This window comes from Plantactinospora sp. CNZ320 (genome assembly GCF_002846275.1).
Map to the genome: position 1 here is coordinate 2,142,559 of NZ_PJMP01000001.1, position 20,687 is coordinate 2,163,245.

Here is a 20,687-nt window from a genome sequence, read left to right on the forward strand (position 1 = left end):
CGGCGGCCGAGCGGCTCGAGCCGTCGGGGCGGGGCAGACCGTCGGGACGGGGTGGACCGTCCGGGCGGATGGCGCCGTCCGGGCGTACCGGCGGGCGGGTCGGGGCCTCGGGCCGGACCGGCGGATCGGGTCGGACCGCCTCGTCCCGGGACGGGCCGTCCGGCAGGCCCGGTGCGGGCCGGGCCGTCGGCATCCGACCGGCCGGGACCGGTGCGGGGCGGGCGGTCGTACCGGCGCCGGGATCGCGGGCCGGCCCACCCGGTCCAGGGTGGACGGGTACCGCGGGTCCCCGGGCCGACGCCCGAGCCGGGCCGCCGGGGGTCGCGGCGGTGGATCGCCCCGGTACCCCGCCGTCGATGCCGGCGCCACCGGGCCGACCGGCCGGGCCACCGTCGACGGGCGTACCCGCGCGACCGGCCACCGGGCGGCCGCGCGGTGCGTCGCCCCGGCCCGGTGCCGGCGGGCCGGTCCGGTCGGCCGGCTCGACCGGGTACCTGCCGCCCGGCGCGACACGTCGCTCCGCCGGCTCCACGGGAGTTCGGCCGAGCCCGGTGACCCGAGCGGATCCGGGGTCACCACCCGGCTCGACAGGTCGGGAGGCACCGCCGCGGGGCGGCGCGGATCGGGAGGCACCCGGCGCCGACGGAGCACCGGCCCCGGGCAGGCCCCCGGCGGCCGGAAGATCGCCACGGCCACCGGCGCCGGGCGGTGGAGCCACCGCGCCGTGCCGCCCGGGTACGACCGGCGGCGGTCCACCGTGCCGTCCGGCGGTACCGTCGGCCTCGAACGGCGATCCGGGCGGCGTCGTACCGCCGGAGCGGCCCCGGGCCCGTCCGCCGTCCCGGGAGTCGTCGGTCGAGGGTGCCCCGTGCCGGCCCGGCCCTGGCTGCCCGCCGTCGAAGCCGTCCGGTCCGGATGGTGGCCGGTTGGCGGCCCTGCCCGGCCTGGTCCCCGAACCCGGCGCGGCAGTCGCACCCGGCCCGGCTACCGTCCGGCCACCCGGCTCCGGCCCGGTCGGACCACCCGGGACCGGTGGGAATCCGGGCGCACCGGACGTCGGGGCCGATGGCCCGTATCCGGCGGCCGGCGTGACCGGGCGTACGCCGCCCCGGCCCGCCTTGCGGATCCAGTCCGCGGGCCGCTCGGGGTGGCCCGCCGGGCGGCCCTCCCGTTCGCCGGCCGGATGTGCGCTCCCCGGAGCGGCGTGCGCTCCGGAGGCCGAGTGTGCCCCTCCGGCCGCCGAGTGTGTTCCTCCGGAGGTCGAGTGTGCTCCCCCGGCTACCGAGTGTGTTCCTCCGGAGGTCGAGTGTGCTCCCCCGGCTACCGAGTGTGTTCCTCCGGCCGGCGATGGTGCGCCGGAGCCGGCGGCGTGTGCCCCGCCGAGCGGGGGCGTACCGGCACCCGGGGAGTAGCCGGGGGTGGAACGCGTACCGGCGTCGGCGGCGTGCGCCCCGGAGGGCGGCGAGGCGGCACCGGGGCGACGCGCGCCCAGGACCGGACCGCCGCGTCCCGGCCCGCCCTGGTCACGTTCGGCGGCACCGGGCTGGCCCGGTGCGGTCGGAGCGGTCGGCACCGGTGGGGCGTTGCCGGAGGCCGGTACGACGAATTCACCGCCGGTGGGAACGGCGGGTGGTCCGACCCGCCCTCCAGCCGGGCTGCCCGGACCGGCAAAGTCACCGGAGCCGGGGACCGAGCCAGGTCCGGGGACGGGGACCGGGCCGGCGCCAGGGGCCGAGCCGGAGCCGGCTGGCCGGCCGTGCCGACCGTCGCCGGGTTCCCCGGGTGGGGCCGCCCGGCGTCCCGGGAACGGCTCGTCGGCACGGGCGCCCGCCGCCCGCCGCCCCGCAGCCGGTTCGACCGGGGCGGCACCGTGCCGGGACTGGTGCCCGGCGGGTGGTACCGGCTCACCCGGCCACGGCGTGTGGCCGGGCCGCATCGCCGGCTCGCCCCGGTCACCCCCGGGACGACGCTCCGGCGCCGGGCCGGACCAGGCCGTCGGAGCGGGTTCGACCGGGCGGCCCGGGCGGCCGAGCGGCGGCGCCGGCACGACCGGCGGCACCACGGGGGCCGGCGTCGGCGGGGCACCCGGCGGGCGCGGCTCGGCACGCGGCGGCTGCGGACCGGAGCCCCGCGCGGGCGGGACCGGCTCCGCAGTCTCCGGGGCGCGCCGGGGCGCTACCGGTGGCTCCGGCTCGTCCCGGCGTCGTCCGGGACCGGCCATCGGATCCACCGGCGGCAACCCGGGCGGCGGCATCGACCCAGTGTCGTCCGGTCCGGCCTCCGGCAACCGCTCGTAGGCGGCGGGCACCCGGGCCGGCGGGTCGGCCGGGGACGTGCCTTCGGCCGGGCCGATGTCGACCTTCTGCTCCTTGGCGGTACGCAGGTCGGTGATCCAGCCGAGCTCCTCGCCACTGACCTCCGGCTCTGCGGGCGGGGCCTCCTCCGCCCTGCCCCGGCCCCAGCGGCGTCCCTTGCCCCGTGGTTCCCGCCGCTCGTCGTGGCCGTCCTCGCCCCGGTCCGAACCGCGCGATCTCACTGGTCTTCCTCCCCCTCGGGCCTTCCACCGCTGTCTGCTGTCACCCTGCCGTGCCCGGCATCCTCCGGCACCTCGCCGTTCCCGGCCTCCGGAGCCCTGCCGTTCGCGGTCTCCCCCGGCGTCCCTCCCGGCCCGGCACCCTCCGGCACTCCACCGTTCCCGGCCTCAGGCGCCCTGCCGTTCCCGGCCTCAGGCACTCCACCGTTCCCGGCCTCAGGCACCTTGCCGTTGCCGGCGTCGGGCACCCCGCCGTTGCCGGCCTCCGGTGGTGTGTCGCCGCCGGACGGGGTTGCCGGGGATCTCCTGCCGGCACCGCCCGCGCTTCCGGCGGGTCCCGCGGTGCCGCCGGTGGGCGGCGGCGGGCTCTGCCCCCGGACGATCCGGCGCAGCAGCGGCAGCCGGGTACCGACGGCTCGCTCCGCGCCGTGCCCGGTCGGTTGGTAGTACTCCACCCCGACCAGGTCGTCGGGGGCGTACTGCTGGGTGACCACCCCCCGGTGGTCGTCGTGCGGATAGCGGTAACCGGTGCCGTGCCCCAGCCCCCGAGCCCCGGGATAGTGCGCGTCGCGCAGCGCCCGGGGCACCGAACCACCCCGCCCGGCCCGTACGTCGCCGATCGCCGCGCCGATCGCCATCGTCGCCGAGTTGGACTTCGGCGCGGTGGCCATGTGGATGACGGCGTGGGCGAGGTTGAGCTGTGCCTCGGGCAGGCCGACGTACTCCACTGCGTGCGCGGCGGCGGTGGCCACGCTCAGCGCGGTCGGATCGGCCATCCCGACGTCCTCACTCGCGAAGATCACGATCCGTCGGGCGATGAACCGGGCGTCCTCGCCGGCCACCAGCATCCGGGCCAGCCAGTGCAACGCCGCGTCCACATCGGAACCCCGCATGCTCTTGATGAAGGCGCTCACCACGTCGTAGTGGGCGTCGCCGTCGCGGTCGTAGCGGACCGCCGCCACGTCGACGGCCTGCTCGGCGGTGGCCAGGTTGATCACGATCTCGCCCAGGGCGGTGGCCGAGCCGGCCGCCGCCTCCAGCGCGGTGAGCGCCTTGCGTACGTCCCCACCGGCGAGTCGGACCAGGTGCTCCTCGGCATCCGGGGCGAGGGTGAGCGCACCGGCCAGTCCACGCTCGTCAACGACGGCGCGCCGAAGCAGTCCCCGTACCGCGTCGTCGTCCAGCGGTTGCAGGGTCAGCAGTACGCACCGGGAGAGCAGTGGTGAGATGACCGAGAAGTACGGGTTCTCCGTGGTCGCCGCCAGCAGGGTGACCGTACGGTCCTCGACGGCGGCGAGCAGCGAGTCCTGCTGGGTCTTGCTGAACCGGTGCACCTCGTCGATGAAGAGTACGGTCGGCCGTCCGCCGGCCCGCCGCTCCCGACGGGCCGTCTCGATCACCGCGCGGACGTCCTTCACCCCTGCGGAGAGCGCCGACATCGCCACGAAGCGTCGCTCGGTAGCCCGCGCCACCAGGTGCGCGATGGTGGTCTTGCCGCTGCCCGGCGGCCCCCAGAGGATCACCGACATCGGTGACGCACCGGTCACGAGCTGTCGCAGCGGTGCCCCGGGGGCGAGTAGGTGATCCTGGCCGACCAGTTCGTCCAGGCTGGCCGGACGCATCCGGACCGGCAGCGGCGAATCGGCCGAGGGTACGGTGAAGCCGTCGGCGGCGGTCCCGGCCGGCGCGCTGCGCCCACCTGCGGGATCGACGAGTGAGAATAGGCCGTCGGACTCCATCACGAAGACATTACCGGCCCGGTTTCCGGTGCCGGAAATGCACCGATAACCGGGCCGGTCGTGTTCCGACGGTCATCAGCCTCGACCGGGCCGGCGACCTCGGTACCACCGTCCGCCGCCGCCGCCACCACCGCCGGCCGCGCGCGGGCCACGGCCCACTCCGGCGAGGTAGAGGGCGAGGCAGAGCAGGCCGATCAGCACCAGGGTGGAGAAGTTGAACAGGTCGGGCGCGCCCAGGTCCTCCTCGAAGAGGTCCAGCAGCAACGCGAAGGCGAAAACTCCGGCGGCGATATAGGCAAGCATGAGTTCCTCCGGCGGGGGTCCCAGTAGGTCGGCCACGATGTACCCGACAGCGGCGTCGGCCAATCCACCGGCATCCCGACGGAGGTCGGCTGGTCAGCCGACTCCGGCCCGGCCGGCCGGCCGAGAGTCGGTCTGACCGGAGTCGACCGGACCGGGCTGGGCGGGCACCGGCGCGCGGCGGCCCGCCCACCAGGCCGGCAGGTAGAGCGGTGCGGCGACGGCCAGTACGACACCGCCCACCACCATCGCCGTACTCACCGAGGTCGCCGCGGCCAGCGAGGTGAGCAGGACGCCGCCGAGCGCGCCGGCCGGCTGGGCCACCATCGAGTTCAGCGAGATGACGCTGTTCCGGTACGGGCCGTCGACCTGCCGGTGCAGCAGTGCGGAGTGCAGCGGGTTGGACGCGCCGTGCACGGCGTAGCAGAGCAGGTAGGCCGTGATGATTCCGACCGGCCCGGCGAGCAGTCCCATCCCGACGACCGTGGCCCCCTGGAGGATCCGGAGCAGCCCTGCGGTGATCGGCACGCCCAGCCACCGGCTGGCGTACGCGATCACTGCCGCGCCACCCGCTGAGGCGAGCCAGGCCACCGAGGCGGTCGGGCCGAGCAGCGCCGCCGCCCGCTCCGGGTCGTGCAGCACCTCGGCGAGGCGTACCGGAAGCAGCGCCTCGAAGGTGACCATCCCGAAGCCCCAGAACAACTCCACCGCGATCAACGCGAGCACGATCCGGGACCGGCGGACCAGCCCGAGCGCGCCACCGATGGCGCCGGGTACCGCCCGGAGCGAGCCGCGCAGCGCGGCGACCCCGCCGGCCGGGCGGACCTCCACCAGCAGCAGGAGCATGCTGGTCAGGGCGACGACCTCCAGGACGATCGCCACCACCACCGGCAGGGTGAGCGCGCTGACCGGACCGATCGGACCGAACGCGACGAGGCCACCGCTGAGCAGCGCGCCGGTGCCGATGCAGACCCCGAGAACGACTCCGCCGGCGCTGAGGCCCCGCTCGATCGGCGTGTCGGGGTCGGCGGCCAGGGCGGCGTCGACATACCAGGATTCGAGCGGGCCGCTGTCCAGGGCCCGGAAGATCCCCTGGAGTACGAAGACGAGAAGCAGCAGCGCGAAGGTGTCGGCGGTCAACAGCAGCAGCAGCGATCCGAGGTTGGCCAGCGCCGCCCCGACCAGCACCGGTTTGCGCCCCAGCGCGTCGGCGAATCCGCCGGTCGGCAACTCCAGCGCGAGCACCAGCAGCCCCTGCGCGGCGACGACGAACCCGACCTGCGGCAGGCTGAGCCCGCGTTCCAGCAACAGCAGCATGAGCACCGGGATCAGCAGTCCGGTGGGCAGCCAGCGCAGCCCGTGCAGGATCAGGTAACGCCGCCGGACCTGCCGGCCGGTCAGCGCGGTCACGGCCGCTCTCCGTTCTCGTCGACTCCGCCGGCCAGGGGTATCCGGCCGCGTACCGGAAAGCTGTGCAGATAGAGCAGGACCTGCTCGGTGCCGTCCCCCGGCCGGGGCGGGTCCGCGCCGTCGACCGCCGGTACGGCGTCCCGGTAGCGGTCGACCACCGCGTGCAACTCGTCGGTGAGTTGCCGCAACCGTGCCGGGGTCAGCCGGAGCAGTACGTCGGAGAAGGTCGCCGCGTCACGCCACTCGACCGGGTACTCGAGCTGATCGGTTATCCAGCGCTCGGTCAGGTCGGCGTGCAGCCGTACCGCGTGCCGGTGCAGCCAGTCGGCCGCGGCCAGCGCGTCCGGGTCGCCGTCGAAGTTGCTCCGGCGCCAACTGCTGAACTGGTGGGCGGCTCGCCACCAGCGCTGCCGCCCGGATCCCCGGTCGGGTTCCTCCACCACCAGCCCGGCGTCGGCGAGCTGCCGGAGGTGGTAGCTGGTGGCCCCGGTGTTGGTGCCGAGTGCCTGGGCCAACCGGGTCGCGGTGGCCGGGCCGTCCGAGCGGAGCGCGATCAGCAGGCGGGCGCGCAGCGGGTGGGCCAGGACGCGGATCTGGGCGCTGTCCAGCGCCACCACCGAGGACGACTGGTCGGGAGGCGACGGTTCCATGGATGCACAGTAACTGTGCACAGGTTCCGTGCACAATAGTTGTGCACAGAACCTGTGCATGAAGATCAAGCCGGAAACAGCAGCGGCGTGCCGGCCGGGTCCGTGGACCCCGCCGGCACGCCGTCAGCTATGGCGCCGCCCGCCTCCCGCCAGGGAGGCCCTGATCGCCTCCGGTCAGCCGCCCGGGAACGAGTTCGGGTCGACCTCGCTGGTCTGGGCGTTCCCGCCCGCGACCGGGGTCAGCGTGATCGTCCAGATCGTGTACTGGCTGGAGGTGGTGGTGAACTTGAAGGTGTCCTCGAAGCGCTGGAAGTTGCAGTTCCGGCTGAACGCCTTGGCCCGGGCGTCCCAGTCCTTGCCACCGGTCATGTAGATCCGGTAGGTGCCGTCCTTGATCGAGGAGACGGTGTGCTTGCCCTTCGCCCGGACGTAGACGCTCACCGTCGGCGTCTTGGCGCTGCCGAGCACCAGGTTGATGACGGCGTCGCTGCTGCCGCCATTCTCGATCTTCAGTTGCCCCTGCCCGCTGCGTACCCGCTTGAGGTAGGCGCCGTTGCTCAGCCGCCGGTTGCTGTCCGCCGTCTTCTTCGGCACGAACGCGCCGACCTGGTACGGCTGCGCGGGGTCCGCCGCCGCCAGCGCCTGCTGCGCGGTGCGTACGTCCTCGGCGGACGGGTCCCGGCTCAGCCGGGCCAGTGCCGACGAACCGAGGCAGACCTCGCCGGCCCCGGCGGCCGAGCCGGTCTCGGTGACCGAGTCGACCATGCCCTCCAGGCCACGCAGCAGGTCGGCGTGTGCCGTAGCGGCGTTCTGCGGCGGCACGATTGTGGAGAGCGCGCTGATCTGCTGGTCGAGGGTCCGGCCGATGGTGCCGGCGGCGTCACCCACCGCCTTGGGGTTCTTCGCCGCGCTGAGCTGGGTGAAGCCGGGCGCCAGTGCCTTGTCGACCTCGGCCAGCAGCGCCTGGTATTCCTGGACGCTGATCGGCGCCGCGCTCGGCGAGGGATCGGCGTCCTGCCCGGAGGCCGTCCGGTTCGAGCCGCCGTCGTCGGAGCCCCGGTTGCCGGCCCAGATCAGCAGCGGTACCGCCAGGGCAACCAGCAGGACCACCGCGACGGCACCGCCGACGATGGCGATGATCTTGCCGCGCCCCGACTTGGCGGGCTGTGGCGGCGGAAACGCACCGAACTGCGGCGGGTGGCCGAACGGCGGCCCGGGCGGACCGGCCCCGTACGGGGTCGGCGGACCCGACACCGGCGGCGGCGCACCGAACGGCGTGGTCGGCGGACCCGACACCGGCGGGGCACCGAAGGCGGCGGTCGGCGGGGCCGAGACCGGCGGCGGCGCACCGAACGGCGTGGTCGGGGGACCCGAGACCGGCGGGGTGCCGTAGGGGGCGGTCGGCGGGGCCGAGACCGGCGGGGTGCCGTAGGGGGCGGTCGGCGGGGCCCCGAACGGCGTGGTCGGCGGGGCCGAGGTCACCGGTGGGACCGGGCCGGGGGCACCGAAGGGGGCGGCTCCGAAGCCCGCGGGGGCCGCGCCGCCTCCGCCCGGCACGATCCGGATCTGGACGTACGCGTCCCGGGGCGGGCCGCCGGGCATGGTCGCCGGGCCGATGCCGGGCAGCCGCAGTACGCTGCCGTCGCCGAGGCCGGCCGGGATCCGCAATGGGGTGCTCTGGCCCGACCAGGGCAGGACGACGGTCTTGACGACCTCGACTCCCGCCTCGCTCGGATCCAGGTCAATGATCAGATCAGGGTTGGGCACCATGGACCGAGTATGAGCATCCCAGGCAAGTCGATTGCCGCCCACCCCCGCCGTCCCGGAATACGCCCCCAGCAGGTGCCTCCCGGTACGCCGGACGTCCCGGGAGGCTTTGCCCCGAAATGCCTCAGGAAGGCTCGACCGGGGCGGCCACCCCGGCGGTACCACCGTGCGCGGGCGCTGCCGGCTTCGGCTTGGCGTCGATGCCCGCCTCGGCCCGCTGCTGCGCCGTGATCGGAGTCGGTGCACTGGTCAGTGGATCGAACCCGCCCCGGGTCTTCGGGAAGGCGATCACCTCGCGGATCGAGTCCGCCCCGGCCAGCAGCATGCAGACCCGGTCCCAGCCGAAGGCGATCCCGCCGTGCGGCGGCGGCCCGTACTTGAACGCCTCCAGCAGGAACCCGAACTTGTCCGCCGCGTCCTCCGGGCTGATGCCGAGCAGGTCGAAGACCCGACGCTGTACGTCGGCCCGGTGGATACGGATCGAGCCACCGCCGATCTCGTTGCCGTTGCAGACGATGTCGTACGCGTAAGCCAGCGCCTGGTCCGGCGCCTCCTCGAACCGGTCCATCCAGTCGGCGTTCGGCGAGGTGAAGGGGTGGTGCACGGCGGTCCAGCCACCCGCCCGACCGCCCTCCTGCTCGGAGGCCGGCTCGAACATCGGCGCGTCGACCACCCAGCAGAACGCCCAGGCGCTCTCGTCGACCAGGCCGGCCCGCCTGGCGATCTCGATCCGGGCCGCACCGAGCAGCTCCTGCGCCTCCCGCCGCTGGGTGCTCGCGGCGAAGAAGACCGCGTCGCCCGGCTTCGCCCCGACCGCGTCGGCGAGCCCGGCCAGGTGCTCGGCGGAGAGGTTCTTCGCCACCGGCCCCCGGGCCTCGCCGGACTCGGCGTCCAGCACCACGTACGCCAGGCCACGGGCCCCGCGCGCCTTCGCCCAGTCCTGCCAGCCGTCCAGCTCCTTGCGGCTCTGCCCGGCACCGCCCGGCATCACCACCGCGCCGACGTAGCCACCGGCGTCGATCGCCCCGGCGAATACCCGGAACTCGGTACCGCGCAGGTAGTCGGTCAGCTCGGTCAGCTCGACCCCGTAGCGCAGGTCGGGCTTGTCGGAGCCGTACCTGTCCATCGCGTCGTGCCAGGTGATCCGGGGAATCGGCCGGCTGATCTCGTGCCCGGCCAGCTCACGCCAGAGGGTTGCCACGATCTCCTCACCGAGGTCGATCACGTCGTCCTCGGTGACGAAGGACATCTCGATGTCGAGCTGGGTGAACTCGGGCTGCCTGTCGGCCCGGAAGTCCTCGTCCCGGTAGCAGCGGGCGATCTGGTAGTAGCGCTCCATCCCGCCGACCATCAGCAGCTGCTTGAAGAGCTGCGGTGACTGCGGCAGGGCATACCAGGTGCCGGGCTGGAGGCGTACCGGCACCAGGAAGTCGCGGGCACCCTCCGGCGTCGACCGGGTCAGGGTCGGCGTCTCGATCTCCAGGAAGTCACGGGAGTGCAGCACCTGCCGGGCGAGCTGGTTGGCCGCCGAGCGCAGCCGCATCGCCTTCGCCGGTCCGCTGCGCCGCAGGTCGAGATAGCGGTACTTGAGCCGGATGTCGTCGCCGGCCTCCACCTGGTCGTCGACGGGCAACGGCAGCGGCGCCGCCTCGGAGAGGATCTCCAGCCGGTTGACTGTCACCTCGATCTCGCCGGTGGCCAGCTCGGGGTTGTCGTTGCCCTCGGGACGGCGGGTCACCTCGCCGGTGACCTGGACGCAGAACTCGTTGCGCAGCGCGTGCGCCGAATCCATCCCCTCGCGGAAGACCACCTGCACCACGCCGGAGGCGTCCCGCAGGTCGACGAAGATGACTCCGCCGTGGTCCCGCCGGCGGGCGACCCAGCCGGCGAGGGTCACCGTGCTGCCGGCGTCGCTCGCGCGCAGGGTGCCGGCGTCATGGGTACGGATCACGACAGGTGTCTCCTCACGTCTTTCCGGGCGGTCCGGGTTGCTGCCCTGACATTCTGTCAGGACGGTCCGGACCGCCCGGCGCCCCACCCGCCGGGTCCGGCACCCCGGTCGGTACCCGCCACCGTCGGCCACGTTCCGCGCCGGTCGACCGGTCGGCGCGGGTACCGGCCGCTGTGCGGGCCGACCGGTCAGGCCGTCCGGCGCATCGGCCGGGACCGGACCAGGGTGCCGGCCAGCAGGGTGGCGAGCAGCGGTGGGACGAGTACCACGAGCAGCAGCCTGCCCCACGGGGTGTGCCAGTCCGCCGCGCTGTTGAACGCGACGTACCCGGCGGCGGGGCCGAGACCTGCGAGCAGCCCGAGCGGGGCGCCCAGCCCGACCACCACGGCGGCCTGGGCCGCGCGGATCCGACGCGCCGTGCCCGGCCCGGCCCCCACCGCCGTCATGGTGGTCAGGTCGGCGCGCATCTCCGCGGCGGCCAGCCCGACCGCGACCACGCTCGCCGCCACGGTCACCACCGCACTCACCGTCACCAGCAGGTAGAACATCGTCCGGGTCGTCTCCGGCGCGGTCTGCCGCACCGCCGCCGGCTCGACGCGGAACGGCGCCGACGGCACCGGTACGGCGGCGAGCTGCGCCCGCAGCAGCACCGTTGTCGCGGCGGCGAGTTCGTCGGGCCGGGGCGCCCGGGTGGTGTCCACCAGCAGCCTGCCCGGGGTGACCACCAACCCGACCCGCTCGGCGGTGGCCTCGGAGATCAGGATTCCCGGCAGGTCCCGGAAGTACTCGCCGCGCACCGCGACCACCGCCGGCACCGCCACCGGGCCGTCCTCGCCCGCCCTGACCGCCACCCGGCCGTCCACCGCCAGCGCGTCGTTGAAGAGCACGGCCGCGTCGTCCCGCAGCGCGGCGAGTTCCGCCGTTGTCGGTTCCCGGCCGGTGACGGCGCGGATGGTCTCCGCCCCGCCGACCGCGATGCCGTACTGCTGGCTGGCGACGGGTATCGTGCCGTCCCGCACCTCGCCAGCCGGTGCCCCGGGCAGGAGTACGCCGGTTCCCGGCCGCTCCGGGTCTGTCGCCGTACGCAGCGCGACCGCGCTCCGGGCGGGCAGGGTGGCGGCGAACCGCCCGATCCCGTCCAGCCCGAGTGTGGCCGCCGCCTCGGCCGGCAGCAGTACCTGCCCGTCGCGGGCGTCCCGCCAGACCGCCGCGGCCTCGCCACGCGCCGTGCCGACCAGGGTCAACGCCACGCTGCCGGCGACGGCGGCGCCGACCGCGGCGACCGCCGCCGCGGTACGCAGATGGTGCCGGGCCGCGTGCCGCAGAGCGAGCCGGCCGGCGAGCGGCAGCACCGGGGCGAGCCGCCCGACCCCGCGCACGAGTGCCGGCGCGGTGGCGACGGCACCGACCAGCAGGAGCACCCCGCCGGCCGCGATCAGTTCGGTGCGACCGTCCGGATGCGCCGAGTACCGCAGGGTCGCCGCGCCACCAGCGAGCAGGGCGAGCCCGACGGCCAGCCAGCCGAGGTCGGCACCGCGTCGCGGTCGCAGGCCACCGAGGGCGGACCGCAGTGTCGCCCGGCCGGCGGACCGGGCCGGCAGGTACGCGGCGGACAGTCCGATCGCGACGGTCAGCGCCGCCACCGCGAGAACCGACAGGTACGGGACCTCGACGTCGAGGATCGGGCGGTCGGCTATCCGCTCGACGGTCGGACCGACCAGGGCGAAGGTGGCCAGCCCGAGGCCGACTCCGGTGCCGGCCGCGACGGCACCGAGCAGCAGCCCACCGGCCAGCACGATCCTGGCCACCTGCCGGGGAGTGCCGCCGGCCGCCGCGACGAGTGCGAGTTCCCGCCGCTGCCGCCGCGCGCCGACCAGGAAGGCGGCGCCGGTGAGCAGCACCACCTGGGCGGCGGCGAAACTGACCACCAGCGCGGTCGCGGCGGCCTGCAACGCCCGAGCCTGCGGGGTCGGTGTCAGCGACTGCCGGTCCGTCACCGTGTAGTTCTGCCCCAGGCCGACAGTGCTGCCGTCCGGGGACCCGATCACCTCGCCGGGTCCGACCGGCGGGCGTACCCAGGCCGCCGGGCCCCCGGCGACCTCGACCAGCAGGCTGCGGCTCATCCCGCCGGACAGCGGCGCGTCGGCCGGCACCACCAGCGCGGCGAGCTTGAGTGACCGGCTCAGGTCGATGATCCCGACGACGGTGAGCCGGCGTTGCGGCATCCCGGCCGCGATCTCGGCCCCGGGCCGCACACCGAGCCGGTCGGCCAGCACACTGCTGAGGGCGACCTCGCCGGGACCCCGGGGCGGGACCCCGGCCCGGACGACGTACCGGCCCCGGTTGAGCGGGTCGGTCGGGTCCGTCGCCTCGTACTCGTAGCCGGCGAGCTGCCCACCGGGGAGCGAGACGACGGTGCGGCCGGTACCGAGCGGGAGGGTGCGACTGCCCGGCGGCAGGGTGCCGGCGAGCCGGGCGAGTTCGTCGGGCTGGGCCGACAGCATCAGGTCGGCGGCGCCGATCCGGTGGTCGATGCTCCGGTCCAGGCCGGCCACGTTCGCCCAGGCGACCACCAGCACGGTGGCGGCGTACCCGGGGAGGAAGAGCAGCAGCAGGATCAGCGCGCTGCGCCCCCGGTTGCGCCGGACGGACCGGCGGGCGATCCGCGTCGCGGTACGCCACGACCCGCGCCACTGTCCCGTCATTTCGTCACCTCGCCGGGCCGTGATGCCGTCACCTCGTCGGGCCGTGATGCCGCCACCTCGCCGGCCGGCCCGTCGACGGCTCCGCGTCGTGTCAGGCGTCCGGTCCGCCGGATCATGCCCGCCCGCCCAGCAACTGCTCGGGCGTGCGGCGCGGGCCGGTGGAGTCGACCAGCCGGCCGTCGCGCAGGAAGATCGTGCGGTCGGCCCAGCCGGCGTACCGGGGCTCGTGGGTGACAAGTACTCCGGCGGCGCCCGCCTCGACCCGGGACCGCAGTACCGCGAGCACCGCCTCGCCGGTCTCCGAGTCGAGCGCGCCGGTGGGCTCGTCGGCCAGCACCAGCCGGCGCTCGCCGATCAGTGCCCGGGCGATCGCGACGCGCTGTTGCTGCCCACCGGAAAGCTGGTCCGGGAAGCGGTGTCCGAGGTCGCCGAGCCCGACCTGGACCAGTGCGGCGATCGCCTCCCGGCGGGCGGAGCGGGCCGACACCCCGGCCAGTTCCCGGGGCAGCGCGACGTTCTCCGCCGCGGTCAGGTCGGTGACCAGGTTGAGATCCTGGAAGACGTAGCCGATCCGGTCGCGGCGCAGCCGGGCCAGGCCGGCGGCGTCCAGCGTGTCGAGGTCGACGCCGGAGACCTGGACCGCACCCCGGGTCGGCCGGTCCAGGCCGCCGGCCAGCGCGAGCATGGTCGACTTGCCGGAGCCGGACGGCCCCATCACGGCCACCAGCTCCCCCGCCGCCACCTCGAAGCTCACCCCGTGCAGGGCCTGGACCTCGGTTTCGCCGGACGGGTACGTCCGGCCCACGTCGGTGAACCGCAGCACGACCTCGCTCATCGGACCGCCCCCGTGGCGCTCGACCCCTCCGCCGCCGGCTCGTCGGCGGTCTCCGCCATCGCCCGGTCAGCGGACCCGGTCGGGCCCGGCCGGCGGGTACGGTACCGCAGCACGGTCGCCTCGACGTGGTCGAGCCAACGGATCTCGCTCTCCAGCCCGAACACCAGGTGGTCGAGGAGGAGCAGCCAGGCGACGTCGTCCGTCCGGTCGGCCCGCCGACGCAGGTCGGTGAGGTCGCGCATCTGCCGCATCGACTCGGTCCGTTGGGCCTGCACGACCGCTGTGACGTCGATGCCGGGGGTGGCCGCCGCCATGGCGAGTTTGATGGCCAGTTCACTGCGCGGCCGGTCGGTGTCGGTGACCGGGGTGGCGAACCACTCCGCCAGCGCCGCCCGGCCCTGGTCGGTGATGGCGTAGATGGTCCGGCCCTCGTCGTTGGTGCCGACCGCGCCGACCAGGCCGTCCCGGTCCAGCCGCTCCAGTGTGGTGTAGAGCTGGCCGACGTTGAGCGCCCAGGTCCCGCCCGTCCGGGTGTCGAACTCGGTCCTGAGCTGGTAGCCGTATTTGGGTCCGTCAGCGAAGAGGGCGAGCAGCCCCCAGCGCACCGCGTTGCGTTGCATGCCGCCCAACTTACTCGATAAGTAGTTACTGAGTAAATAGATCCCCGCTCGTACGTGCGTTCGAGCGGAGCTAGCATGGCCGGATGACGACCGGCGCCTACCAGCCCTCGATGCTGGATCTGGCCATCGGGGACGGTATCGCCGGTGACGGCGCCACCCTCGGTCCGCTCGCCGGGGCACTCCGGCGGCACGAGCTGACCGCCGGGGCCTGGGTCGATCACCTGCCCGGCTGGGTCCGGGGCTCCGACGCCGTACTGCGCACCCTGCTCGGCGAGGTCGACTGGCAGGCCGAGCGCCGCCGGATGTACGACGGCGTGGTCGACGTCCCCCGACTGCTCCGCTGGTACGCCGGTGGCGAGCCGCTGCCGCACCCGGTGCTCGGCGCCGCCCGGGAGCGGCTGAGTCAGCACTACGCCGCCGAGCTGGGCGAACCGTTCGTCACCGCCGGGATGTGCCTCTACCGCGACGGGCGGGACAGCGTCGCCTGGCACGGTGACACGCTCGGCCGCTCCGCCCGCGAGGACACGATGGTCGCGATCGTCTCCTTCGGCTCGCCCCGGCCGTTGCTGCTGCGCCCCCGCGGCGGCGGGCCGAGCCTGCGCTTCCCGCTCGGGCACGGCGACCTGGTCGTGATGGGCGGCTCCTGCCAACGCACCTGGGAGCATGCCGTCCCGAAGACCTCCCGACCGGTGGGTCCACGGGTCAGCGTGCAGTTCCGACCGGTGGGAGTGGCCTGAGCACGTGCCCGGGTCCACCGGGACCGCCCGAGCCTCGGCCGCCGAACAGCCGCCCCGCCACCGGTTCACCCCCGGCGGGAACGGGTCCAGCCCACGAACCGGCACCGCCGGATGACGGCTCGGACGCCGACTGAGTCACCCGGTCGCCTGGTCAACCTGGTCGACCCGACCGAGGCATCGAACCAGATGAAACCAGTCAGTCGTGAAGCAGGTGCAGGACCATCTCGGTCAGCGCGGCGACGTCGGCCTCGACCATGGGTGCGCCGGTCATGCCCATCCGGTGCAGCATGGTGCCGACGAGGACGTCGATGAGCAGCAGGACCCGGTGCTCCGGCTCGCCGAGCACGTCCTGGAGCAGCAGCCGATATGGATCCTGGAGCCGGGCGGCAAGGATCTCCCGCAGCCCGGGATCGCTGATGGCCTCGACGAACACGCCGGCGAACGCCGCACCGACCCCGGGCTCGCTGATCTTCGCCGCGAGGAAGCGGACCCCCGAGGAGACGATCTCCCTACGCGCGGTGCCGGTCAGCGGCACCTCGCCGAAGTGGTCGACGAGACAGTCCGTGATCAGAGCACCCTTCGACGGCCATCGCCGATAGATCGTCGTCTTCGCGACGCCCGCCGCCGCCGCGATCCGATCCATCGTCGCGTTCACGTAGCCCAGTTCGTGCACGGTGCGCAGGGTGGCCGCGAACACGGTCGCGTGCAGGTCCGATCGTGGGCGCCCGGGCGGGGACGGAGTGGATACCGACACCGACTCAGGCTACTCTGGCCATTACGCTACCGGTCGTAGCGTAATCCGCTCGTGCAGGGAGGACCGATGAGAGGCAAGGCTCCACTGGGTACCCGCATCCTCAAGGACGCCCAGGACTGGACGACCCTGACCAACGATCAGGTGATCGCCGCCCGGGAAAAGTCGAACCGGACGGTGTCGTCCCGGGCCGCCCGGATCGTCACCGGCTGGCCGGACCGGCAGGCCCGGATCGAGGAGACGACGATCGACCTGCCGGGCCGCCGCCTGACGCTGCGGGTGCATCGCCCGAAGCGGGCAGACCGGCGGCTGCCGCTGGTCGTCTCGTTCCACGGCGGCGGTTTCGTCGCGGGCACCGCCGCGCAGAACGACTGGCTCAACAGTCACCTCGCGGCCCGCTGTCCGGCGGTGGTGGTATCGGTGGAATACCGGCTCGCTCCGGAACATCCGCTGCCGGCACCGGTCGAGGACGGCTACGACACGCTGGTCCGGCTCGTCGACGACGCCGCCGGCTGGGGCATCGACCCCGGCACCGTCGCGGTAGTGGGCGAAAGTGCCGGAGGCATGATCGCCGCGCTCATCGCGTTGCGGGCCCGCAAGGAGGGCCCGCCGCTGTCCGCACAGGTGCTGATCTATCCGAGTACGGACTGGACAGAGACGATCACCGACTATCCCTCGGTCACGCGCAACGCCGACAACCCCACCCTCTCACTGTCCCGGTTACGCACGTGCCACAGGCTGAGCCTGCCGGCCGCCCTCGATCCGCGCAGTGTTTCTCCCGTGAAGTTCGACGATCTCGCCGGCCTGCCACCGACGCTGGTCGTCACCGCCGCGCTGGACCCGGTCTCCGACCACGGGCGCCGCTACGTCGAGCGGCTCCGCGAGCACGGCACCGACGCCCACCTGACCTGCTATCCGAGGGCCACCCACGGCTTCCTGAGTACCCCGGGTCTGGTGCCCGCGGCCCGACCCGGGCGCCGCGAGATCCTCGCCTTCCTGCGCGGCCATCTCCACACGGCCCTGCGAATGTGACAAGCGCCCGGGGCGGTCCCCTGACCGTCCGTCCGGTCAATCCGTCGGCAGCGAGTCGACCGCAGCGGCGAGCAGGTCGCGGAAGTCCTGTTCGGCGCCGGGCGGCTTCAGGGTGCCCGAAGCCGCCCGGCGCCCGAAGCCGCCGGTGCTCGCTACCGCCCGGTGCTCGCTACCGCCGCCGGCCCGCGACCACTACCAGCCCGCGACCGCCGCCAGCCGCTAGATGTCGTCGTGCCAGGGCCTGCTGTGCGTGACGAGAGCCCGCAGTTGGCCGATCGTGGCGTCCGGGGCGAGGATCGCCGTCCGCCACCGCCGGATCATCGTGGTCGCCTCGCCGACCACCGTCCGCAGTTCGGTGATTTCCCGGGTCGCCTTCTCCACCTGCTCCCGGGCGATGATCGTCTCCGCCTCCAGCTCGGCGACCCGGTGCCTGAGCGGTTGCACCAGGGTGAGCGCGGTGTCGGTCAGTACGTCGGCGGCGTCCGCCCGGAACCGGCGCCGTTGCAGCAGGACGGCGGCGGCCGAGGCGACTCCGCCGCCGCCACCGAGGATGCCGATGGCGGAGAGCAGGATCTGGACCCAGGGCGGGCCCGACTCAGGGGGCACTGGAGCGGTCACCGAATGCTCCTTCCACGAGTACCGGTACCACCGGGCCGCGTTTCTCGTGCGCCCGGGCCAGCCGGTGGAGGTCCCGGGCGATCTGCACGCACCGCCACCAGGAGGCGACGGCCACCGCGGCGATGAACAGGCCGGCGGCGAGTCCGGGCCGGCCCGAGATGACGAAGACGGCGATGGCGTACATCCCGGTGAGGGCGCCGAAGGAGAGCAGCGCCCCGAGTTCCACGCCCATGCCGGTGGCGGGCTGCCCCCGCCAGGCGACCCCGCACAACCCCGCGATCCCGGCCACGACGAGACCGCCGGCCCAGACCTGCTCCAGCAGGGTGGGCATGGCCGCGGCGACCGACCGGGGACGGCTGTCGAGCACGACCAGGAGCGCTCCGCAGACCACCGCGGTGGCCAGCGAGGTCACCTCGAACGGATGCCGGCCGGAGACCATCCGGACGGGTCCGGGACGCCAGCGCGGCCGGGGTCGCCGGGGTGGTTCGCGCTCATTCATGTCCGACCGGCCGACCGGTGTCAAACCAGACATTGGACTTCTCCCAGGTCACCCCGGGATGGGTGGGGCGGGCGGTGATCCCGGTCCGGTGGTGGCGACCGAAGACGTTGCCCCGGAACACCACCGACGATGCGGCGAGGTCGGGGCGGATCCCGATCGTGTAGTTGCCGCCGTCGCAGTAGTTCTCCTCGAAGCGCAGGTTCTGCACGGCGACGCCGAGACTGAGGCAGGAGTTCATCGCCTCGGCCGTACTCGGCCGGTACGCGTCCAGCCGGTTGTGCCGGATGAGGACGTCGCCGACACCGACGACCCGCAGGCAGTCGTTGTGCGAGCCGGGCACCTGGACGAGGTCGTGGATCCACGAGTCGACGACGTTGACCCGGGAGCCGATCCACAATCCATCCTGGACGTGGTGGAGGTTCACCCGGTGCAGCGTGTAGTCGTCGAAGCAGACACCGACCGGGGAGCGTCCGCGACCGTCGATCTCGACGTCCTCGATCAGCAGGTTGACCGCCGAGTCGAAGGTGCGGATCGGAAAGGTGGCGCCGTCGGAGACGATCCTCGACCGGCGGATCGTGACGTTCCTGGCGTGCACGCTCACCCGTCCGGTGATGTTCAGGTTCGAGATCACCTGTCCGTCCCGACGCAGTTCCAGCGAACCGGATCGGGTGAGGGCGGTGTTCGGCGGTACGCCGGTGGTGGCCGGTCCCGGCCAACAGGTCAGTGGTACGAGCGGTGTGGGCATGGTCTCTCCCGAACAGACCTCGTGGGGTGCGGGCTACCGCGACAGGTGCACGCCCAACGCCGCTCCGCCCGCCCGCAGGTCCTGGGAGGTCACTGCCCCCACCGCCGGCCGGGTCGCCAGGTCGATGATCGACGGACTCGATCACCCCGGATAGCACTCATGTTACCGAGCCACCGGTGACGGACCATTTCCTCGCACGGACAAATCACCGACACACAGGGCCTCTGACCAGCATGAACTCGACCGACGACGGTGGACTCCGGTCGACGGCCACTCGGGTCGGTGGCGACGTGCCGAGGGTGGGGTCAGGGCGGTTCGGCGCCCTGGGCAGGCCCCGAACCGCCCCGATCGGTCAGCCAGACCGGCGGCGTGCCTTCGCACCCCACCGCGCGGCGGCCATCAGTAGCGTGCCGAGCGCCAGGGCCAGGCCACCGATCAGCCCGGCTGCGGCGGCGGGCGCCCCGGTAACCGGGAGATCCTGCTGTGCGGACATGTTCACCTCCCCTCCTGATGTGCTGGGACGGGAACGGCGACGCGGGCGGGAGAGACCCAGACGCACCGGTCGACGGTGGGCTGCCGGATCGCCTTGACCAGGGCGTGCACCAGCACCACCCGGTAGAGCAGATCGGCCGCGATGATCAGCGGCAGGAAGAGCAGCAGCCGGGGCCGGCGCAGCCGCCAGGCGGCGACGGCCAGCCAGCAGGCCTGGACGGCCAGCAGGATGAGCAGCCCCGGACCGAGCCCGGGACCCGCGGTCGCCAGCAGCCACACGGTCACCGGTGCGCCGAGGACGTAGAGCGACCAGTGCAACATCAACAGCAGGTACGCGCGATCGAACCGGCTGTTCCGGCGGCCGACCTGATGCCCGATGATGCCCTGGAAGGTGCCCCACAGCCAGCGCAGGTTCTGCCGGTACCAGTCCCGAAGTGTGGTCGGGTCCTGGAGTTGCGCGACCGCCCTCGGCGCGTAGACCACCTTGCCGAGCCGGCGGCGGTGGGTCTCCAGCACCCAGTACGTGTCGTCGACGATGTACGGCGGCTGCTGCGGCAGGATCAGGTCCAGCAGTTCGGTGCGGTAGATCGAGTTCGAGCCGGAGATGCAGTTCATCACGTTGAAACGGCTCTGGATCCGCCGGATCACCGCCTGGTAGGCCCAGTAGCTGAAGGCGCGCTTGGCCAGCCACATGTTCCACCGGTGCTCCGGCGGCCACCAGGTGACGTTGTGGCCGACCACAATGGCCACCTCGGGGCCGAACAGCGTGACGGCGGCGGCGACGAAGTCCGGGGCGACCAGCACGTCGTCGTCGAGGATCGCCACCGCGGCGTAGCTCCGGCCGAGGGCGAAGTGGGTGTAGCCGGCGTGCAGCGCGGCCGGCTTGCCGACGTTGACGTCGAGTTCGAGCACCTGGGCCCCGGCCTCGGCCGCCATCCTCGCGGTCTGATCGGTCGACGCGTCCGACACCACGTACACCGGTGCGCCGGTGGCCCGGGCCGCCGCGACCGTCCCGGCGATCGTCGCCGCGCCGTCCTTGCAGGCGATCAGGATCGCCACCCGCTCCGGCGGGACCGGCTGGTGTCGGGGGTAGTCGGGTCGCCGGTGCCGAGCCGTCGCGACCCGGTCCGGGAAGACAAAGCCGACACCGAAGGACACGAGTACTGCCAGCAGAACAATTGCACCGAGAGTAATTGATGCCAACAGGATGGCGTCCCGCATCGAGGGGCCCTTTGCGCAGGTAGTGTTAGTTTTCCGAGCAGGTTTCGGGTTTGGTTTTCGTAACCGTACGTGTTCGCCCGGA

The 20,687-nt window shown here is 73.7% G+C and carries 17 protein-coding genes; 2 read left to right on the forward strand and 15 right to left on the reverse strand.

Annotated features, from left to right (window positions below; all coding sequences use genetic code 11):
* Positions 1-2,532 precede the first annotated feature (2,532 nt).
* From CLT71_RS09300 to CLT71_RS09340, 9 genes are all read right to left on the reverse strand, one after another.
* Positions 2,533-4,272 carry an AAA family ATPase gene (locus CLT71_RS09300; RefSeq protein ID WP_101366756.1) on the reverse strand — a complete coding sequence of 580 codons (1,740 nt, stop codon included), beginning with the start codon at positions 4,270-4,272 and terminating at the stop codon, positions 2,533-2,535.
* A 75-nt stretch (positions 4,273-4,347) separates the two neighbouring features.
* A complete protein-coding gene (locus CLT71_RS09305) occupies positions 4,348-4,611 on the reverse strand; it encodes a hypothetical protein (protein ID WP_486483157.1) in 264 nt (87 codons plus the stop codon).
* A gap of 57 nt (positions 4,612-4,668) precedes the next feature.
* The gene (locus CLT71_RS09310; RefSeq protein WP_101366757.1) at positions 4,669-5,982 is read right to left on the reverse strand and encodes an MFS transporter; all 1,314 of its coding nucleotides are present in this window, start codon (positions 5,980-5,982) and stop codon (positions 4,669-4,671) included.
* Complete coding sequence (locus tag CLT71_RS09315) at positions 5,979-6,632, reverse strand: helix-turn-helix domain-containing protein (RefSeq protein WP_101366758.1); 654 nt, start codon at positions 6,630-6,632, stop codon at positions 5,979-5,981. The genes CLT71_RS09310 and CLT71_RS09315 overlap by 4 nt, the downstream gene beginning before the upstream one ends.
* A 174-nt stretch (positions 6,633-6,806) precedes the next feature.
* Positions 6,807-8,402: a hypothetical protein gene (locus CLT71_RS09320; RefSeq protein ID WP_101366759.1), complete on the reverse strand. Its 1,596-nt coding sequence runs from the start codon at positions 8,400-8,402 to the stop codon at positions 6,807-6,809.
* A 121-nt stretch (positions 8,403-8,523) separates the two neighbouring features.
* Complete coding sequence (gene aspS / locus CLT71_RS09325; RefSeq protein ID WP_101366760.1) at positions 8,524-10,350, reverse strand: aspartate--tRNA ligase; 1,827 nt, start codon at positions 10,348-10,350, stop codon at positions 8,524-8,526.
* A gap of 188 nt (positions 10,351-10,538) precedes the next feature.
* Positions 10,539-13,055, reverse strand: a complete 2,517-nt coding sequence (locus tag CLT71_RS09330; protein ID WP_101366761.1) for an ABC transporter permease — start codon at positions 13,053-13,055, stop codon at positions 10,539-10,541.
* A gap of 112 nt (positions 13,056-13,167) precedes the next feature.
* On the reverse strand, positions 13,168-13,890 hold the full coding sequence (locus CLT71_RS09335; RefSeq protein WP_101366762.1) for an ABC transporter ATP-binding protein: 723 nt from the start codon (positions 13,888-13,890) through the stop codon (positions 13,168-13,170).
* A complete protein-coding gene (locus CLT71_RS09340) occupies positions 13,887-14,510 on the reverse strand; it encodes a PadR family transcriptional regulator (RefSeq protein ID WP_101366763.1) in 624 nt (207 codons plus the stop codon). Before CLT71_RS09340 ends, CLT71_RS09335 begins: the two co-directional genes overlap by 4 nt.
* A gap of 83 nt (positions 14,511-14,593) precedes the next feature.
* Here CLT71_RS09340 and CLT71_RS09345 point away from each other — a divergent pair, with 83 nt between their 5' ends.
* Positions 14,594-15,247 (forward strand): alpha-ketoglutarate-dependent dioxygenase AlkB, encoded by a 654-nt coding sequence (locus CLT71_RS09345; RefSeq protein ID WP_101366764.1) that lies wholly within the window; start codon positions 14,594-14,596, stop codon positions 15,245-15,247.
* Positions 15,248-15,443: 196 nt separating this feature from the next.
* Here the strand turns inward: CLT71_RS09345 and CLT71_RS09350 are convergent, their stop codons facing one another.
* Entirely contained in the window at positions 15,444-16,001 is a 558-nt protein-coding gene (locus CLT71_RS09350; RefSeq protein WP_486483158.1) for a TetR/AcrR family transcriptional regulator, read from the reverse strand.
* 66 nt (positions 16,002-16,067) lie between these two features.
* Here CLT71_RS09350 and CLT71_RS09355 point away from each other — a divergent pair, with 66 nt between their 5' ends.
* The gene (locus tag CLT71_RS09355; protein ID WP_486483159.1) at positions 16,068-17,030 is read left to right on the forward strand and encodes an alpha/beta hydrolase; all 963 of its coding nucleotides are present in this window, start codon (positions 16,068-16,070) and stop codon (positions 17,028-17,030) included.
* 219 nt (positions 17,031-17,249) lie between these two features.
* Here CLT71_RS09355 and CLT71_RS37900 read toward each other — a convergent pair whose 3' ends face one another.
* The 5 genes from CLT71_RS37900 to CLT71_RS09375 all read right to left on the reverse strand — a co-directional run bounded on the left by CLT71_RS37900 (position 17,250) and on the right by CLT71_RS09375 (position 20,542).
* On the reverse strand, positions 17,250-17,648 hold the full coding sequence (locus tag CLT71_RS37900) for a hypothetical protein (RefSeq protein ID WP_486483160.1): 399 nt from the start codon (positions 17,646-17,648) through the stop codon (positions 17,250-17,252).
* On the reverse strand, positions 17,626-18,147 hold the full coding sequence (locus tag CLT71_RS09365) for a hypothetical protein (protein ID WP_143743420.1): 522 nt from the start codon (positions 18,145-18,147) through the stop codon (positions 17,626-17,628). The genes CLT71_RS37900 and CLT71_RS09365 overlap by 23 nt, the downstream gene beginning before the upstream one ends.
* Positions 18,140-18,892 carry a hypothetical protein gene (locus tag CLT71_RS09370; RefSeq protein WP_101366767.1) on the reverse strand — a complete coding sequence of 251 codons (753 nt, stop codon included), beginning with the start codon at positions 18,890-18,892 and terminating at the stop codon, positions 18,140-18,142. The genes CLT71_RS09365 and CLT71_RS09370 overlap by 8 nt, the downstream gene beginning before the upstream one ends.
* A 352-nt stretch (positions 18,893-19,244) precedes the next feature.
* A complete protein-coding gene (locus CLT71_RS37420) occupies positions 19,245-19,385 on the reverse strand; it encodes a hypothetical protein (RefSeq protein ID WP_199187561.1) in 141 nt (46 codons plus the stop codon).
* A gap of 2 nt (positions 19,386-19,387) precedes the next feature.
* Positions 19,388-20,542, reverse strand: coding sequence for a glycosyltransferase family 2 protein (locus CLT71_RS09375; protein WP_486483161.1), 1,155 nt, complete (start codon positions 20,540-20,542; stop codon positions 19,388-19,390).
* Between the last annotated feature and the right edge of the window lie 145 nt (positions 20,543-20,687).

Coding starts and splice junctions, on each gene's coding strand:
- CLT71_RS09335 (WP_101366762.1), bottom strand. CDS start 13,890: ATGAGCGAGGTCGTGCTGCGGTTCACCGACGTGGGCCGGACGTACCCG.
- CLT71_RS09300 (WP_101366756.1), bottom strand. CDS start 4,272: ATGGAGTCCGACGGCCTATTCTCACTCGTCGATCCCGCAGGTGGGCGC.
- CLT71_RS09345 (WP_101366764.1), top strand. CDS start 14,594: ATGACGACCGGCGCCTACCAGCCCTCGATGCTGGATCTGGCCATCGGG.
- CLT71_RS37420 (WP_199187561.1), bottom strand. CDS start 19,385: ATGTCCGCACAGCAGGATCTCCCGGTTACCGGGGCGCCCGCCGCCGCA.
- CLT71_RS09315 (WP_101366758.1), bottom strand. CDS start 6,632: ATGGAACCGTCGCCTCCCGACCAGTCGTCCTCGGTGGTGGCGCTGGAC.
- CLT71_RS09340 (WP_101366763.1), bottom strand. CDS start 14,510: ATGCAACGCAACGCGGTGCGCTGGGGGCTGCTCGCCCTCTTCGCTGAC.
- CLT71_RS09370 (WP_101366767.1), bottom strand. CDS start 18,892: ATGCCCACACCGCTCGTACCACTGACCTGTTGGCCGGGACCGGCCACC.
- CLT71_RS09355 (WP_486483159.1), top strand. CDS start 16,068: ATGAGAGGCAAGGCTCCACTGGGTACCCGCATCCTCAAGGACGCCCAG.
- CLT71_RS09330 (WP_101366761.1), bottom strand. CDS start 13,055: ATGACGGGACAGTGGCGCGGGTCGTGGCGTACCGCGACGCGGATCGCC.
- CLT71_RS09365 (WP_143743420.1), bottom strand. CDS start 18,147: ATGAATGAGCGCGAACCACCCCGGCGACCCCGGCCGCGCTGGCGTCCC.
- CLT71_RS09320 (WP_101366759.1), bottom strand. CDS start 8,402: ATGGTGCCCAACCCTGATCTGATCATTGACCTGGATCCGAGCGAGGCG.